Source organism: Arthrobacter sp. EM1 (assembly GCF_029964055.1).
Taxonomy (GTDB): Bacteria; Actinomycetota; Actinomycetes; order Actinomycetales; family Micrococcaceae; genus Arthrobacter.
On the sequence record NZ_CP124836.1, the window covers coordinates 827152 to 844442 of the forward strand.

Below are 17291 nucleotides of genomic sequence, written 5' to 3' on the forward strand. Positions count from 1 at the left end.
CAATGTCCAGAAAGGCATGGCATATGGGGGATCTGGCGATAGATTTCTGCGGCGAGTGGCATGAGCCCGCGGACGATGACATCTTCAGCATCGGCCGCGAAGGCGACCTTGAGGTGGATGACAATCCGTACCTGCACCGGCAGTTCCTGCAGATCGCCCGCTACGACGGCATCTGGTGGCTGAACAATGTCGGCAGCAGGCTCTCGGCCACCATCGCTGACGCCTCCGGCGGGATGCAGGCCTGGCTCTCGCCGGGCGCACGGATTCCACTGGTCTTTAGCCTGACCAACGTCATCTTCACCGCAGGCCCCACCACCTACGAGTTTGCCGTCCACCTGCGGACTCCTGCGTTTCGGCAGGAATCCCGCGACGCGGACAGCAGCGGAGACACCACTATCGGCCCGGTGCTTTTTACCGACTCGCAGAAGGCCCTGATCGTGGCCCTCGCCGAACCCATGCTGCGCCGCGACGGGACCGGCTTCAGCGCCATCCCGTCCTCGGCAGAGGCCGCCAGGTCGCTGGGCTGGGCCCTGACCCGGTTCAACAGAAAGCTGGACAATGTGTGCGACAAGCTCGACAAAGCGGGGGTCGCCGGCCTGCGTGGAGGCGGCGGAAAACTTGCGAGCAACCGCCGCGCACGGCTCGTTGAACATGCCATCACCTCACACCTGGTGACGGCGGCGGACCTGCACCTGCTGGGCGGGCCCGGCCTGGGCCAGCCCGCTCATGACCTGAACGGAGTTGAGGAAGCGTGAGAATCCGACTGACGCTGCGCCGCGACCCGGCCGAAGCGAAAGACCTTGCCGTCACCGTTGACGGGCTAGCCACCGTGGCTGACATCGCCACCCAGCTTTGGGCGGCCGACCCCTCCCGGCGGGGCACTGCGCCGCCGCCAAACCTGTCCTTGAGCATCGAGGAAGCCTTCGCCGCCGGCGGCATGAAGGGCAGCGTCCTGGACCGCGGGGACAACCTGCTCGAATCCGGGCTGCGGCCGGGCTCCATTGTCTCGCTCGCCCGGCTCAGCGAGCAGTTCGGGACGCCCGGGGCGAGCCGCGGTCCGGCGGCGGCAACGCTGCGTGTGCTCTCCGGACCCGACGTCGGACGCGAATTCTCGCTGCCCTCGGGCACCAGCTACCTCGGCCGCGGCCGCGACGCCGACGTCCGGCTCACGGACCCCCTGACTTCCAAGCGGCACGCCCGCATCACTGTCGGCGAGACAGTCGAGATCGTGGACACAAATTCGGCCAACGGGCTGTTGATGGACGGGCTGCCGGTCACCCGCGCGACGCTTAACTCCTCGGACACGGTGGCCCTGGGCGACACAACCGTCTCCGTGGTCTCCCTTGGCACCGGGCACAGCTCCGCGCCAAGCTCCCCGTTGATCGACTTCAACCGCTCCCCGCGGGTGGTGCCGCGCTTCGAACTGCAAAAACGGATGCTCCCGGCCGGACCCAAGCGCCAGGAGCACCACGCCTTCCCGTACATCATGCTGCTGGCGCCGCTGATGATGGGCGGAATCCTGTTTGCCGTCACCCAAAATGTGCTCTCGGTGGTGTTTATGCTGATGATGCCGTTGTTCATCGTGGGCCATTACGTAGACCAGAAGCTGCAGGCCAAACGGGAACGGAAGGAACAGCTAAAGCAGTTCCGCGAGTCGATGGCGGCGTTCCGGGCCGAAACTACGCGGCTGCAGAACGTGGAACGCTCCGTCCGGCTGCAGGAAACACCCTCGGTCAGTGACACCGTGGACTCGATCTACAAGCTCGGCCCGCTGCTCTGGACCCACCGGCCCGAGCACACCGGATTCCTGGGACTTCGCTTCGGCCTGGGCACCGCGCCCTCAAGGATCCAGTTCGAAGAGCCCAACAGCAGCGATACCGAAGCCGAGTACATGGCCGAAATCCAGCAGTGCCTGGCACAGTTCCGGGACATCGAAGGTGTGCCGATCGTCTCGCAGTTGCGCTCCGCCGGCTCCTTCGGCCTCGCCGGTCCCCGCGGCCTGGTCGACGATGTTGCCCGCGGGATGGTCTTGCAGCTCGCGGGCCTGCATTCGCCAGCGGAAGTGGTGCTGGCCGCCATCACCTCGGCGCAATCCAAGGAACGCTGGGAGTGGCTGCAGTGGCTCCCGCACGTCGGCTCCGGCCACAGCCCGCTCAGCGGCGACCATCTTGCCGCCGGCCCGGGGGGCGGCTCGGCCCTGCTGTCAAGGCTGGAAGACCTGATCGACCAGCGCGAGGCAGCATCCCAGACGCCCCGCCCCGTCCTGCGGCCCGGCGTCGACCCGCTCAGCACCGACCTTGCCGGGCCGCTGCTGCCCACCGTGCTGGTGGTCGTCGAGGACGACGCCCCGGTGGACCGCGGCAGGCTCACCCGGATGCTCGAACGCGGCCCCGACTCGGGGGTACACGTGATGTGGGTGGCTTCGTCGGTGCAGCAACTGCCGGCCGCGTGCCGGGACTTTATGGCCATCGACGGCGAGCACGGAACCACCACCGGCCAGGTCCGGCTCGGCCGGCACACCTTCCCGGTGAGCTGCGAAAGCCTCGATGCCGGCCTGGCAGCCCAACTGGCGCGGATGCTCACCCCCGTTGTGGACGTCGGCAAGCCGCTCGAGGACGAATCCGACCTGCCCCGGGCAGTTTCCTACGCCACCTTGATCGGCAAGGATTTCCTGGACAAGCCGGCCGTCGTGGCCGAACGCTGGACCGAGAACAACTCCGTCCGGGCCTCCGCGGTGCCCAACCGCAAGGACAACGGCACGCTCCGGGCACTGGTCGGCTCCAAAGGCATCGAACCGCTCTACCTCGACCTCAAAAACGAGGGACCGCACGCACTTGTTGGCGGCACCACCGGCGCCGGAAAATCCGAGTTCCTGCAGTCCTGGGTGATGGGAATGGCCGCAGCGTACAGCCCGGACCGGGTAAGTTTCCTTTTCGTTGACTACAAGGGCGGCGCCGCGTTCGCGGACTGCCTGCAGCTGCCGCACACCGTGGGCTTGGTCACCGACCTGTCCCAGCACCTTGTCCGCCGTGCCTTGACCTCCCTGCGGGCCGAACTGCACTACCGCGAACGGCTGTTGAACCGGAAAAAGGCCAAGGACCTGCTGGAGCTCCAGCGCGAAGCGGACCCGGACGCGCCGCCGTACCTGATCATCATTGTGGACGAGTTCGCGGCGTTGGCCACCGAAGTCCCGGAGTTTGTCGACGGCGTGGTGGACGTCGCCGCCCGCGGCCGCTCCCTGGGCCTGCACCTGATCCTGGCCACCCAGCGCCCGGCCGGGGTGATCAAGGAAAGCCTGCGCGCCAACACCAACCTGCGGGTGGCGCTGCGGATGGCCGATGAGGATGACGCGATCGACATCCTCGGCGTGCCGACGGCTGCGTACTTCGACCCCTCCATTCCCGGACGCGGCGCCGCCAAGACCGGTCCCGGCCGGATCCAGGGCTTCCAGACCGGTTACGCCGGCGGCTGGACCACCGAGAAGCCGCAGCGGCCGCAGATCGAGATCGTCGAGATGGCCTTCGGCTCAGGTCCGGCCTGGGCCGCGCCGGTACCCGAGAACCCGGTGCAGGAAGAAGCGGCGGGTCTGAACGACATCGCCAGGATGACGGCGAACATCATCAAAGCCGCCGACGTACTCTCCATCGAGCCTCCCCGCAAACCCTGGCTCGACGAACTCGCCACGACCTATGACTTCTCCCGGCTGCCCAACCCCCGCACTGACGAACGGCTGCTCTTGGGCGTCGCGGACGACCCGGCGCACCAGGACCAGCCCACGGTGTTCTACGAGCCGGACCGGGACGGCAACATGGCCATCTACGGCACCGGCGGATCCGGCAAGTCCGCTGCCCTGCGCGGCATCGCGATCGCCGCCGCTGTCACCCCGCGCGGCGGCCCGGTAAACATCTATGGCATCGATTGCGGCTCCTCGGGGCTGAAGATGCTCGACGGACTGCCGCACGTCGGCGAAATCATCAACGGCGACGACGTCGAGCGGGTCGGCCGGCTGCTGCGCTGGCTCCGGGACCTGGCCGACGACCGGGCGGCCCGCTACTCGGAGGTCCGGGCGTCGACCATCGTGGAGTACCGGACCCTGGCGGAGCAGCCGGCGGAAAAGCGGATCTTTGTGCTGGTGGACGGTATGTCCGCCTTCCGGGAAGCCTACGAATACAGCAAGCTCTCCGCGTTATGGGACATCTTCCTGCAGCTCGCCACCGACGGCCGTCCGCTCGGCATCCACCTTGTCATCAGCGGGGACCGGCCCAACTCGGTGCCGGCGTCGCTGCTGGCCTCGATCCAGCGCCGGCTGGTGCTGCGGCTGTCCTCCGAGGACGACTACCTCTCGATGGATGTGCCCAAGGACGTCCTGGGCCAGGCCTCGCCTCCGGGGCGCGGCCTGCTGGGCAACCTCGAAGTGCAGCTCGCCGTGCTTGGCGGCAACTCCAACCTGGCCGTGCAGGCCCGCGAGGTCAACAAACTCAGCCAGGCCATGCTGCGCCAAGGCGTCGAACCGGCCCCGCAGATTGAACGCCTGCCGGACCACATCGACCTCGACATCCTGCCCGCCGGCAGCCCTGACCTGCCGGTCATCGGCGTCGACGACGAAACGCTCCAGCCCGCCGAGATCCTGGCCAAGGGCCCGCTGCTCCTCGCCGGCCCTCCCGGTGCCGGCCGCACCGTGGCACTGGTGACCCTTGCCTACGCGCTGCGCCGGTCAAACCCCGGCGTCGAACTTTTCTACATCGGTTCCCGCCGCTCGGCGGCAGCGTCCCTGAAGCTCTGGGACCGTTCCGTGGTGGGCGCCGACGACGTCGAGGAGGCACTTGACGAACTGGTGGACTACTCCACCGGCACCCCGGGCAAGCTCGCAATCTTCATCGAGGGGCTGACCGACTTCACCGACACAGGGGCGGAATCCGGGATCGAACGGCTCGTCACGGCCTCGATCAAGGCCGAACAGTGGGTGGTGGGCGAGTCCGAAACCTCCACCTGGTCCTCGGCCTGGTCCCTCGCGCAACCGTTCAAGTCCGGCCGCCGGGGCCTGCTGCTGAACCCGGGCGACATCGACGGCGACAGCCTGCTCAGCACCTCGCTGGGCCGGATCAGCACCGACTTCGTCCCCGGCCGCGGCTACATCGTGGGCCGCGGCAAGGTCCGCAAACTCCAGCTCGCGCTGCCGCCGGAGAACCGGAACTAGGCCGCTGCCAACGGCGTGCCGGTCCTGCTTAAGGTTATCGATGATTGTCGATACGCTAGGGGGAGTTACCGTCTAGGGAGAACCACATGCCTGCTATCCGAACCTGCGAATCCACCTCCTGCTGCGGCCCGGGTGCCTGCGGCCCGGTGCCGCATCTCCGGGGCCCGGGCGCCGGCATTGCGCGCCACAACCTGGCCAGCGAACCCACGGGGGAGTTGCCGGCGTGAAGTTTCTTGAGAACACGCCCCGTTTTTTGTTCTTTACCGGCAAGGGCGGCGTGGGCAAGACCTCCGTAGCATGCGCAACAGCGCTCACCCTGGCCAGGGCCGGCAAGGCAGTCATGCTGGTCAGCACCGACCCCGCCTCCAATGTTGGCCAGGTCTTCGGCATAAGAATCGGGAACAGTGTCACTCCCATCCCGGCCGTGCCGGGACTCTCCGCCTTGGAAATTGACCCGGAGCAGGCGGCCGAGGCCTACCGCGAGCGGATCATTGCCCCCGTCCGCGGCCTCCTTCCCGAGACCGAACTGGCCGGCATCGCCGAGAGCCTGTCCGGTTCCTGCACCACGGAGATTGCCTCCTTCGATGAGTTCACCAGCCTGCTCGCCGACGACACGGCCTACGGGGACTACGACCACATCATCTTCGATACCGCCCCGACGGGTCACACGATCCGGCTGCTGCAGCTGCCCGGCTCGTGGACCGATTTCCTCGAGGCCGGCAAAGGCGATCCGTCCTGCCTCGGACCCCTCTCAGGGCTGGAAAAGCACAAGCAGGTCTACGCCAAGGCGGTCCAGGCACTCACTGACCCGGCGAGGACCCGGCTTGTCCTGGTCAGCCGGGCGCAGACCTCGTCGCTGACCGAGATCGAGCGGACCTATCGGGAACTGAACCAGATCGGAATCGGGGGAGGTTACGTCGTTGTCAACGGCGTCCTGCCGCCTGCCGCCGGTGCGGAGCAGCTCGCACAGGCCCTGCGCGCCCGGGAAGCCGCGGCCCTCGCTGCCATTCCCGAGGCGGTCGCCGGCCTGCCACGCGATGTCCTGGATCTGAAGCCGGGGAACATGGTCGGCATTGCGGCGCTTGAATCCCTGTTCGCGCCCACTTCCGGCGCCGCGATCACTGGTGATGCCGCGCTGCTCCCCGAGATTGCGGACGCCCCGCTGGCTGCCCTGGTGGACGACGTCGAGCTCGACGGCCACGGCCTCGTGATGTGCATGGGCAAGGGCGGCGTCGGGAAGACCACCGTCGCTGCGGCCATTGCGGTTGCCCTGGCCAGGCGCGGGCATGCGGTCCACCTCACCACGACCGATCCGGCAGCGCACCTGACCGAAACCCTCCATGGCTCCATTCCGGGCCTGACGGTTTCGCGCATCGATCCGGAGGCAGCCATCCAGGAGTACCGCGAACACGTGATGGCGACCAAGGGCAGGAGCCTGGACGATGACGGACGCGCGGCCCTGGCCGAGGACCTGATGTCCCCGTGCACGGACGAAGTTGCGGTGTTCCGGCAGTTCTCCAGGGTGGTCCAGGAGTCCCGCCGGCACTTTGTGGTGATCGACACGGCACCGACCGGCCACACCCTGCTGCTGCTGGACGCCACCGGTTCGTACCACCGGGAGATCGCCCGCCAGGTTGGCGACACCATGGGATTCGTAACACCGCTTATGCGGCTGCAGGACCCGGCCCAGACCAAGGTTGTCCTCGTTACGCTGGCCGAAACCACACCGGTCCTGGAAGCCGAAGAGCTGCAGAAAGACCTGGAAAGGGCGGGAATCCACCCGTGGGCCTGGGTCATCAACAACTCGATCGCCGCAGCACACCCGCAGACGCCGTTCCTGCGGGCCCGCGCCGCGAGCGAAATCGAACAGATCACGAAGGTGCACACCCTGACGGACCGGTTCGCCCTCATTCCGTTGCTGCCCGAAGAACCCATTGGTGAAGAGAAGTTGTCGGCCCTGACCGCCCTCAGCTCCCCACCCGCCGTGTAGCGGGGGCGATGCCCCGCCCGGAGCCGGCGAAGGCTAGGAACTGGTCGGTTCGGAACTGTGGGGGAGGACGACGGCGTCCGCGGTGCGGGCTGCGGAAGGGAACAGGACCAGGATCAGGCCAAGGCCGACTGCCGCGCCGACAAGCTGCGCCAGGACAAATCCCGGAACGGATGCCGGGGCGATTCCGGCGAAGGTGTCACTGAAGACGCGGCCGGCGGTCACTGCCGGGTTCGCGAACGACGTTGAGGACGTGAACCAGTACGCGGCGCCGATGTAGGCGCCCACGGCCGGCGCGGCGAGGACACCGCGTTTGGTGGCTGCGAGGGCGAAGATCAGCAGGATGAGACCGGCGGTAGCTACGACCTCACCCAGCAGATGCCCCGGAGTTGCGCGCTCCTTGGCGGAGATGGAGGTGCCCACCTCAAACATGGCGTTAGCGACCACACTGCCACCGACCGCGCCCAGGACCTGGGCAAAGACGTAGGTGCCAAGCTCCGGCAGGCTCAGCCCGGTACCGCTGCGCCGGCCCAGGATCCAGTCGGCAAGGGAGACCACGGGATTAAAATGTGCGCCGCTCACGGGCCCGAGCATCAGAATCAGCACCGTCAGGCCCAACACCGTCGCTGTGCTGTTCTGCAGCAGCTGCAGGCCAACGTCGTTGGGGGAGAGCTGCTGCGCGGCGATGCCGGAGCCGACCACTATGGCTACGAGCAAACTGGTGCCGAGGAATTCGGCCACGGCACGGCGCCACAGCGGCGGCTGGTTGAAAGTCATGGCAACAGCTTGACCCAAAGAATTAACTCAGTCAAAATTGAACCAATGAATATTGAGACAGTAGGCTTTAGGGCCCGGGTGGCCAAGCATGCGGCCCTGGCCGATCCTGCGCGGCTGCGCATCGTGGATCTGCTGACCCTGGGCGACTTTTCCCCGACGGAGCTGCAGGCAGAATTGGGAATGCCGTCAAATCTGCTCTCCCACCACCTGCGCGCGCTGGAAGAGGCCGGGCTGGCCGCCCGCCGCCGCTCCGAAGCCGACGGGCGGCGCAGCTATATCCGGCTTGCAGCCGGAGCCCTGGCGGGCCTGGTGCCGGGAGCCGGGCACGGGGCACGCCGCGTTGTGTTCGTCTGCACGCGAAACAGTGCCAGGTCCCAGCTGGCCGCCGCCCTCTGGCAGCAGGCCAGCGAAATTCCCTCGACGTCGGCGGGGACACACCCCGCGGACCGCATCGCACAAGGCGCTATCGACGTCGCCAGCCGGCACGGCGTGGACCTGGCAGACTGTCGTCCACGCAGCCTGCAGCAGGTGGCGGGAGAAGGTGACTTGCTGGTGACCGTGTGCGACAACGCCCATGAGGAACTGACCGGCCTGGGTGGTGTGCACTGGTCGGTGCCGGACCCGCTTCGCCTGGGCACCGAGGATGCCTTCGAGAAGGCTTTCGATGACATCGCCCACCGGGTCAATGGCCTCGCGCCGCGCGTGCTCGCAGCCTAACCGGGCCGCGACACCAGGCGGGACGGCCAAGCCGACATAAGCAAGAAATTGACATTCATCAATCTAAAGTCCAATACTTTCTACATCGATTCTTATCAATGTTCCGCCGAGGGCCATACGTGCCGGGCGCAGGACCGCAAACGGGCCGCGATGCACCCGTCACACAGCTGATTTTCAGGAGAAACCCGTGAGCACCGAAACCGCAAAAAAGCCTTCCGTTCTGTTCGTCTGCGTCCACAATGCCGGCCGCTCCCAGATGGCCGCAGCCTTCCTCACCACCCTGTCCAAGGGCGGGATTGAAGTCCGTTCAGCCGGTTCCGCGCCGGCGGAGCAGGTCAACCCGGCCGCCGTCGAGGCCATGGCCGAGCTCGGCATCGACATGTCCGCCGAGATCCCCAAGGTCCTCACCACCGAGGCCGTGAAGGAATCCGACGTTGTCATTACCATGGGCTGCGGCGATACCTGCCCGATCTTCCCGGGCAAACGCTACGAGGACTGGGAACTCGAAGATCCGGCCGGTCAGGGCGTGGACTCGGTCCGTCCCATCCGCGACGACATCAAGGCCCGCATCGAGGCCCTGATTTCCGAACTCCTTCCCGCCGGAAAGTAGGAGCACGACCATGACGGAACAGCTCATCATCATCGGGTCCGGCCCTGCCGGCTACACCGCCGCGATCTACGCCGCACGGGCCGGGCTGGCGCCGCTGGTCATCGCCGGGGCGGTCACGGCCGGAGGTGCGCTGATGAACACCACCGAGGTGGAGAACTTCCCCGGCTTCCCCGCCGGCGTCCAGGGCCCCGAGCTGATGGACGGACTCCAACAGCAGGCCGAAAAGTTCGGCGCGCGGGTGGTGTTCGACGACGTCACCGAGGTGACGCTCACCGGGCACACTAAGCGTGTGGTCACCGGGGCCGGGGAGATCCACGAAGCCACCGCCGTCATCCTCGCCACCGGCTCGGCCTACAAGGAACTCGGCCTGCCCGAAGAGAAAAAGTTCAGCGGGCACGGGCTCTCCTGGTGCGCTACCTGCGACGGGTTCTTCTTCCGCGACCAGGACATCATCGTCGTCGGCGGCGGCGACTCGGCCATGGAGGAAGCGACCTTCCTGACCCGGTTCGGAAAGTCCGTGACAGTTGTGGTCCGCAAGGGCGAGCTCCGCGCCTCGCGGATCATGGCCCAGCGGGCCAAGGACAACCCCAAGATCCGCTTCGCCTGGAATTCCGCCGTCACCGCGATCCACGGCGACGCGAAGGTCACCGGCGTCACCCTGACCGACACCGGCACGGGCGAAACCCGGGAACAGGCTGCCACCGGGATCTTCGTCGCGATCGGCCACGTCCCGCGCACCGAACTGCTCACCGGCCAGGTAGAGCTGGACGCCGAGGGCTACATCAGGGTCGATTCACCCACCACGGTCACCAACCTGACCGGGGTTTTCGCCTGCGGGGACGCGGTGGACCACCGCTACCGGCAGGCCATCACCGCCGCGGGCACCGGCTGCGCGGCCGCCCTGGACGCCGAACGCTACCTCGCCGCACTCGAGGACGCGGACAGCATCGCCACAGCCCTCGTCGAGGAACCCACCCACTCCTGAACCCCAACCGGCCGCCCAACAAGGTAGCAGCTAAGGCCGTTTTGAGCCCTCAAAACGGCCTTAGCTGCGAGTTGGTTGGGCAGCGGCCGCCGCGCGTCGCGGGCACCCCTCCCGGGGCGACTGCTCCGGGGTAATCCTGACCGGACAATGTCGGTGATCTAAGGCAGGATAGGTCTGTGAGCACAGGGAACACTGCAGCAGAAGCCGACACACAAAACCCCTCCGGGGCCGTACGCGAAGAGTACGAGGTCCTCGTGGAGGAGGTCCGCAGGCACCGCTTCGCCTACTACCAGGACGACGCGCCGATCATTTCCGATGCCGAGTTCGACGAGCTCTACCGGCGGCTGGAAACCATCGAGGCCATGCACCCCGAACTCGTGGCCAACGATTCGCCGACCCAGGAGGTTGGCGGCGAAGTGTCGGCCGCTTTTACCGCTGTCGAACACCTGCAGCGAATGTACAGCTTGGAGGACGTCTTCTCGCTCGGGGAGCTGGAGGCGTGGATCGCCAAGGCCGAAGCCAACATCGCCAAACTGGGCAACGGTATGCCGACCTGGCTCACCGAGCTCAAGATCGATGGCCTGGCCGTCAACCTGCTCTATCGTGACGGGGTGCTGATCCGGGCCGCGACGCGTGGGGACGGGAGCACGGGGGAGGACATCACCCACAACGTCCGGACTATCAAGGAAATCCCGCAGCAGCTCACCGGCACCGGCTTCCCTGCCGAAATGGAGGTGCGCGGAGAAGTCTTTATCCCGTCCAAGGCGTTCGCTGAATTCAACGAGGCGCTGATCGCGGCCGGCAAAGCGCCGCTGGCCAACCCCCGCAACGCAGCCGCCGGCTCGCTGCGCCAAAAGGACCCGGCGGAAACCGCCAAACGCCCGCTGCGGATGTACGTCCATGGCATTGGCGCGCGCGAGGGACTCGAAACCGCCAGCCAGTCGGACACCTACCGGCAGCTCGCCGAATGGGGACTGCCCACCAGTCCGTACCTCGAGGTGCTGCCCGGGCTCACGGAAGTACTGGAATTTATCACCCGCTACGGGGACAAGCGCCACAGCCTCGCCCACGAGATCGACGGCATTGTTATCAAGGTCGACGCCTTCGCCACCCAGCGTGCGCTCGGCTACACCTCCCGGGTGCCGCGCTGGGCCGTTGCCTACAAATACCCGCCCGAGGAAGTCAACACCAAACTTCTGGACATCCAGGTCAATGTGGGCCGCACCGGCCGCGTCACTCCGTATGGAGTGATGGAGCCGGTCAAGGTGGCCGGCTCCACAGTTGAGATGGCCACGCTGCACAACCAGGAAGTCGTTAAGGCCAAAGGCGTCAAAATCGGCGACATCGTGGTGTTGCGCAAGGCCGGGGACGTTATCCCGGAGATCGTCGGCCCCGTCCTGGCCTTGCGCGGGCAGCAGGACCCGCCGGTCCGGGACTTTGTGATGCCCACCGAATGTCCCGCCTGCGGCACCCCGCTGGCGCCGGCCAAGGAAGGGGACGTGGACATCCGCTGCCCCAACTCCCGCTCCTGCCCCGCGCAGCTGCGCGAACGGGTGTTCCACCTTGCGGGCCGCGGCGCTTTCGACATCGAAGCCCTCGGCTGGGAAGCCGCGATTGCCCTGACCCAGCCCGCGGAACCGGAAACTGCGCCGCTGACCAGCGAGGCGAACCTGTTCCGGCTCACCCACGCTGACCTCGCGGAGGTGCGGATCCGGCGGGAAAAGCGGGCCAAGGGTGTCGGCACCGGTGAGTTCGAGCTGGTGCCGTACTTCTACAGCAAGGGCACCGCCAAGACCCCGTCCAAGCCCACGGCCACCACCGAGAAGCTGTTCCGCGAACTGGAAAAGGCCAAGGCCCAGTCGCTCTGGCGCGTCCTCGTGGCGCTCTCCATCCGGCACGTCGGTCCGCGGGCCTCCCGCGCGCTCGCGACGGCGTTCGGCAGCATGGACGCGATGCGGCAGGCCTCCGAGGAAGAGCTCGCCAACGTCGACGGCGTCGGGCCGGTCATCGCTGCCGCCCTGACCGAATGGTTCACCGAAGACTGGCACCGCGGGATCGTGGACACCTGGGCGGCCGACGGGGTCCGGATGATTGACGAGCGCGACGAATCCATGCCCCGAACCCTGGCAGGACTGACAATCGTGGTGACCGGCAGCCTGGCGGGCTTCAGCCGGGACGAAGCGAAGGAAGCCATCCTGATCCGTGGCGGCAAGGCCTCCGGCTCCGTCTCGAAAAAGACGGATTATGTCGTGGCCGGGGAGAACGCGGGCACCAAACTGGACAAGGCCGAACAGCTCGGCGTGCCGGTCCTGGACGAGGATGGCTTCCGCGCCCTACTGGCCAACGGGCCGGACCCGTCGTCGGCCGCGAAACCCGGCCCCGCGCCCGCTGACGGATCCGGCGGTGGCGGCAATGACGGCGGTGGCGGCAATGACAGCGGCGGCGGGAGCGGGGACTCCGAAGAAAACCACCAGGATGTGATGACCGAATGAGCGCCGAAAACCCAAACCCGTCCACCGGGCTGCCGGCCGCGCTGCTGGAGCTCGCCCGGCGGGCGGCAGCTGCCGGGGCCGCCGTTCTGGCCGGCCGGAACGCTGCCGAACTTGACGTCAGCAACAAGGGCGACGCCGGTGACTGGGTGACAGCTTTTGACCTCGCCGCGGAAAGAGCCGTCCGCGAGGTGATCAGCACGGCCAGGCCGTTCGACACCATCACCGGAGAGGAGGGTGGTACCGTACTGCCGCCCTCGCCCAGCGGCTACCGCTGGTCGATCGACCCGCTCGACGGGACCGCCAACTTCATCCGCAACATCGTCTACTACGGCACATCGGTGGCCGTCGCGGACCCGCACGGAGTCTGGCTGGCCGGCGTGGTCGATGCCCCTGCCCTGGGCCGGCGCTACTACGCGCTCCGCGGGCACGGAGCCTGGCTCGAGGAAGCGGGCCGGCTGACACCACTGGCCGGGCCGCTGCCGGGCCGCAGCGGACAGATCCTGGCCACCGGCTTCAGCTACGACCCTGCCGTCCGGGCCGAGCAGGCGTCCGGGCTGGGCAGCATTATGGACGGCTTCGCCGATGTCCGCCGCCTCGGCTCCGCCGCTCTGGACCTTTGCCTCGTCGCGGACGGCACGCACGACGCCTACGGGGAACGGGGACTCAATGAGCACGACTTCGCCGCCGGAGCCCTCATCGCCGAAGAGGCCGGCTGCTGGGTGCGTCGCCCGCGGCTGACCAGCCCGCTCGCCGGTGGCCCCTCCGACGACGAACGACTCGCCGCCTGGACCTGCGCCGGGACGTTGGAGCTGTCCGGAAAATTCCCGCTCTAGCCCCCGGTGCCTGCCCGGCCGTTCTGATTTCCGACCGTTCTGATTTCCGGCCGTTCTGATAGTTCAGTCACGGAAAACGCCGTTCCGGGGCCAGGGCGGCCCGCGCGCGCTTAGCATGGATAAGTGCATCCCCAGATCCTTATCCGTCCCGCAGTTCCGGCCGACTACGACGCCATCGCGCGCATTACCCGTGACGCCTACCTCGCGGCAGGCTATTTCCAGAGCGCCGACCACCCGTACATGCGGCAAATCCAGGACGTCGCCCGGCGGGCCGCACACGCGACCATCTGGGTCGCGGAGCGTGCCGGACAGATCGTAGGCTCCGTGACCCTGGCCGTCGCCGGGGAACCCTATGCGGACATCGCCCAAAGCGACGAGCTGGAATTCCGGATGCTTGTGGTGGACCCTGAAGTCCAGCGCAGCGGTGCAGGCAAGGCCATGGTCCAGGCCATCCTCGAACATGCCCGGCTGTTGGCCGGGATCAATGCCGTGGCGCTGACCACGGGCCTGACCTGGGAAAGCGCTCACGGGCTCTACCTCAAGACCGGTTTCCAGCGGGCCCCCGAACGCGATTGGGTTGTGCCGGACACCGACATCAAGCTGCTGGTCTACCGCCAGGAGTTGTAGCCCGGCCGGACGGGCAGGACTCCTCCTTGCGGCGCTCACCCTGGGGTAGGTTAGTGTCAATCGAAACGCTTAGGCACTCTGGAGGACCCATGGCAGCGCGCATCCCCGCCTCAATCGATGCAAAGCTCCTCGGCCTGTATCTCTCGGACCACCTGACCGGCTCCACCGCCGGAGTCTCCCGGATCCGACGCATGGCTGAGGCCTACGCCGACACCCCGGTGGCGGGCGAGCTCTCCCGGATCAGCCAGGAGATCAGCAGCGAACGCGAGGTGCTCCGGGGCATCATCAAGGATCTTGGGTTGCGGCCGCGCCGTCACCGTCAAGCCGCCGCCTGGCTGGGCGAGCACGCCGGCCGGCTCAAACTCAACGGCCGCATCGTCAGCCGGTCCCCGATGACCATGGTGCTGGAGGCTGAACTGATGCGCTCCGCAATCCTGGGAAAGCTTGGCGGCTGGCAGGTCCTGGCGGAGCTGGCGCCGGACCTCGGAGTCGACCCTGTTACGTTGGCCGCGCTGGCCGACGACGCCCGCAACCAGATCGAGGCTCTCACCCGCGTGCACGAGCACGCCCGCAGCAACGCCTTCCACCTGCACGGGGACCTGGGCTAGCCGGCGGCGCCGGCCGCCAGCCCGTAGCGGTGCTCCGGGCGCCCGGTGCTGCCGTACCGCAACTGGATGTCGACGGCGCCGTCGTCGGCGAGCGCTGACAGATACCGCTGTGCGGTGGCCCGGGAAACGCCTACCCGGGTGGCGACCTCGGCCGCGGAGTACTGCTCACCCGGTGCCAACGATTCCAGCACCGCTGCCTCGGTGGCGGACCTGGGCTTAGCGGAGGCCATCACATCGCCCGGGATGAGCGCCCGCTTGGCCCGTTCCACAGTGTCCTGGGTGACGTTCCCGGGCTGGGCCAGGATCCGCCGGTAGCGCGCGTACGAGCGCAGCTGCTGCGACAACGACTCGGCAGTAAATGGCTTGAGCAGATACGCCAGCGCCCCGCGCCGGAACGCGAGCCGGAGCGAGACCGCGTCCGCGGCGGCGCTGAGGATCATGGTGTCCACGTCCAGCTGGTGGAGCAGGTCCAGGCCGGAAGCGTCCGGCAGGTACACGTCCAGCAGCACCAGATCCGGGCGCAGGCTGTGGATGGCCTGCAGCGCCTGCGACGCGGAACCCGCCGGGGCCAGGGCCAGGAATCCCGCCACCGAGTCCACGTAGGCCGCGTGCAGCTTGGCGACGTGGAAATCGTCGTCCACAATCAACACCCTGATGTCCTCAGGCATCGTTGTCCCTTTCGTTAGGCTTCGTCTCAGTGGGCACAATGGTCCCCGGCAGGGTCGCCATAAAAACCGCGCCGGGGCCGCCGGCGGAGCCCGGGTCAAGTACGCGCACGTCGCCGCCGCGCCGTCGAGCCAGCTGGCGGGCCAGCGCGAGGCCCAGGCCCTGGCCGGCGCCCGCCCGCGCCGGACGGCCGGCGGTGGTGAATCCGTCCTCGAACACGTCATCAGCACCGCCGGCCGCAGCGGCAGGCAGCCCGTCGCCGGAATCCCCGACGACAATCAACAGCGTGCCGCCGTTGCCTCCGGTGCCGGGCTCGTCGAGCACTTCCACCTCGACCCAGCGGTCCGGTGACGGGCCCGCGACGGCGGCGTTCACGGCGTTGTCGATCAGGTTGCCGAGCACGGTGGTGACGTCCTGCGGCTCGGTGACCTGTCCCCGGACCAGGGTTTCCGGTCCGAGCCGCAGGCTCACGCCCCGCTCGTCCGCTTCCACCCCTTTGGCGCCGAGGAAGGCCTGCAGATAGGGGTCCTGGAGCAGTTCGGCCTGGTCCACGGGAAATTTCAGCGGACCGGTGGCAGCCAGCCGGGCCAGGTAATCACGGGCCTGCTGGTGCTCGCCGATGCTTATGAACCCGGCGATGGTGTGCAGCTGGTTGGCGAACTCGTGCCGCTGGGCCCGGAGCGCGGTGGACATGGTTCCCACGGCGTCGAGCTGGCGGGTCAACTGCTGAAGTTCGGTCCGGTCCCGCAGCATCAGCACCCAGCCCAGGTCCTCCCGGCCGTGCAGGGCCTTGCGGGCGCTGGCCACCAGCACCCGCCCGCCGACAACAAGTTCCACGGCGTCCCCTTCAGCGGCGTCGGACTTGGTCAGCGCCAGCAGCCGGGCCGGCACCGGAGCATCGGACCACGGCGTGCCGGTGAGATCAGGCTGGCCCAGCAGTCGCCGGGCGGCGGAGTTGAACACGCTGATCCGGCCGTCCGCGGCGACGCCGATCACGCCGTCGTCGACCCCTTGCAGCACCGCCACCTGGTCGTGGACCAGGGTGCTGATTTCCTCCGGTTCCAGGCCCAGCGTCAGCCGCTGGAGCCGGCGCCGGAGCAGGAACGAGGCGAGGACGCCGACCAGCAGGGCGCCGGCCGCGGTCAGGGCGATCGGAACGATGTCCCGGCCCAGGCTCTGGCTGACGCTTTCGGTAGAGTAGCCCACACTGACTTCGCCCACCACGGTGTCCGATTCCGGGGCGAACACCGGGACCTTGGCCCCGGCCGAGGGGCCCAGGGTTCCGGTGTTCCGGGTGGTGACTTCCTTGCCGGCGAGCGCCTCGGACGGGTCAGTGCTCACGCGCTCGCCCAGCCGCTCGGCCTCGGGGTGCGCCAGCCGCAGTCCGGTCTCGTCGGTGATGACCACAAAAAGTGCTCCGGTGCGGGTGCGGGCGCCCTCGGCTGCTGCCATCAGCGGCCCGGCCAGCAGTTCGGCCGGCGGGGGAGTGCCTGGCTGGGCGCTGATCTGCTGCACCGCGGCCCGCACCTGCGGATCGGAAGCGACGGTCCTGGCCAGTGTAAGGGCCTGGTTTTCGGCCTCGCGGCCCAGCCGGTCATAGGTGAGCCAGCCGTGCACGGCGCTCGTCAGGAGCACCACCAGGGCCACCACCGCCAGCTGGAGCAGCAGGGTCTGGGTAGCGAACCGCAGCGGCGTGCGGCCGGTTAAGCGTGGCACGTTGACCCTCCTTCGGGTGTGAGCACAATGCGCACAATGCGTCCAACAAGCAGTATGCCAATCAAATGCGGCAAAG

At 67.8% G+C, this 17291-nt stretch carries 13 protein-coding genes; 10 read left to right on the top strand and 3 right to left on the bottom strand.

The window, feature by feature from the left end; genetic code table 11:
- The first annotated feature begins 23 nt into the window (after positions 1-23).
- The 3 genes from QI450_RS03625 to arsA all read left to right on the top strand — a co-directional run bounded on the left by QI450_RS03625 (position 24) and on the right by arsA (position 7187).
- Positions 24-755 (top strand): hypothetical protein, encoded by a 732-nt coding sequence (locus QI450_RS03625; protein ID WP_226774649.1) that lies wholly within the window; start codon positions 24-26, stop codon positions 753-755.
- Complete coding sequence (locus tag QI450_RS03630) at positions 752-5197, top strand: FtsK/SpoIIIE domain-containing protein (protein ID WP_226774646.1); 4446 nt, start codon at positions 752-754, stop codon at positions 5195-5197. Before QI450_RS03625 ends, QI450_RS03630 begins: the two co-directional genes overlap by 4 nt.
- A gap of 223 nt (positions 5198-5420) precedes the next feature.
- Positions 5421-7187 (top strand): arsenical pump-driving ATPase, encoded by a 1767-nt coding sequence (arsA, locus tag QI450_RS03635; protein WP_226774645.1) that lies wholly within the window; start codon positions 5421-5423, stop codon positions 7185-7187.
- 33 nt (positions 7188-7220) lie between these two features.
- On the opposite strand, the gene QI450_RS03640 is transcribed toward arsA, so the two are convergent.
- Positions 7221-7961 (bottom strand): MIP/aquaporin family protein, encoded by a 741-nt coding sequence (locus QI450_RS03640; RefSeq protein ID WP_226774644.1) that lies wholly within the window; start codon positions 7959-7961, stop codon positions 7221-7223.
- Between the two features lie 45 nt (positions 7962-8006).
- On the opposite strand from QI450_RS03640, the gene QI450_RS03645 reads away from it, so the two are divergent.
- The 7 genes from QI450_RS03645 to QI450_RS03675 all read left to right on the top strand — a co-directional run bounded on the left by QI450_RS03645 (position 8007) and on the right by QI450_RS03675 (position 14833).
- The gene (locus tag QI450_RS03645; protein WP_226774643.1) at positions 8007-8678 is read left to right on the top strand and encodes a metalloregulator ArsR/SmtB family transcription factor; all 672 of its coding nucleotides are present in this window, start codon (positions 8007-8009) and stop codon (positions 8676-8678) included.
- A 187-nt stretch (positions 8679-8865) separates the two neighbouring features.
- Positions 8866-9288 carry an arsenate reductase ArsC gene (locus tag QI450_RS03650; protein WP_226774642.1) on the top strand — a complete coding sequence of 141 codons (423 nt, stop codon included), beginning with the start codon at positions 8866-8868 and terminating at the stop codon, positions 9286-9288.
- 10 nt (positions 9289-9298) lie between these two features.
- A complete protein-coding gene (gene trxB / locus QI450_RS03655; RefSeq protein ID WP_226774641.1) occupies positions 9299-10273 on the top strand; it encodes a thioredoxin-disulfide reductase in 975 nt (324 codons plus the stop codon).
- 176 nt (positions 10274-10449) lie between these two features.
- Complete coding sequence (gene ligA, locus QI450_RS03660) at positions 10450-12765, top strand: NAD-dependent DNA ligase LigA (RefSeq protein WP_226774640.1); 2316 nt, start codon at positions 10450-10452, stop codon at positions 12763-12765.
- Entirely contained in the window at positions 12762-13598 is an 837-nt protein-coding gene (locus QI450_RS03665; RefSeq protein ID WP_226774639.1) for an inositol monophosphatase family protein, read from the top strand. Before ligA ends, QI450_RS03665 begins: the two co-directional genes overlap by 4 nt.
- Positions 13599-13721: 123 nt before the next feature.
- The gene (locus QI450_RS03670) at positions 13722-14225 is read left to right on the top strand and encodes a GNAT family N-acetyltransferase (RefSeq protein WP_226774638.1); all 504 of its coding nucleotides are present in this window, start codon (positions 13722-13724) and stop codon (positions 14223-14225) included.
- Positions 14226-14314: 89 nt separating this feature from the next.
- Positions 14315-14833 carry a hypothetical protein gene (locus QI450_RS03675; protein WP_226774637.1) on the top strand — a complete coding sequence of 173 codons (519 nt, stop codon included), beginning with the start codon at positions 14315-14317 and terminating at the stop codon, positions 14831-14833.
- Here QI450_RS03675 and QI450_RS03680 read toward each other — a convergent pair.
- Together QI450_RS03680 and QI450_RS03685 are read right to left on the bottom strand one after the other, a co-directional pair.
- Complete coding sequence (locus QI450_RS03680) at positions 14830-15501, bottom strand: response regulator (protein ID WP_226774636.1); 672 nt, start codon at positions 15499-15501, stop codon at positions 14830-14832. The two genes, QI450_RS03675 and QI450_RS03680, sit on opposite strands and share 4 nt — an antisense overlap.
- Positions 15494-17215: an ATP-binding protein gene (locus QI450_RS03685; RefSeq protein WP_226774635.1), complete on the bottom strand. Its 1722-nt coding sequence runs from the start codon at positions 17213-17215 to the stop codon at positions 15494-15496. Before QI450_RS03685 ends, QI450_RS03680 begins: the two co-directional genes overlap by 8 nt.
- Between the last annotated feature and the right edge of the window lie 76 nt (positions 17216-17291).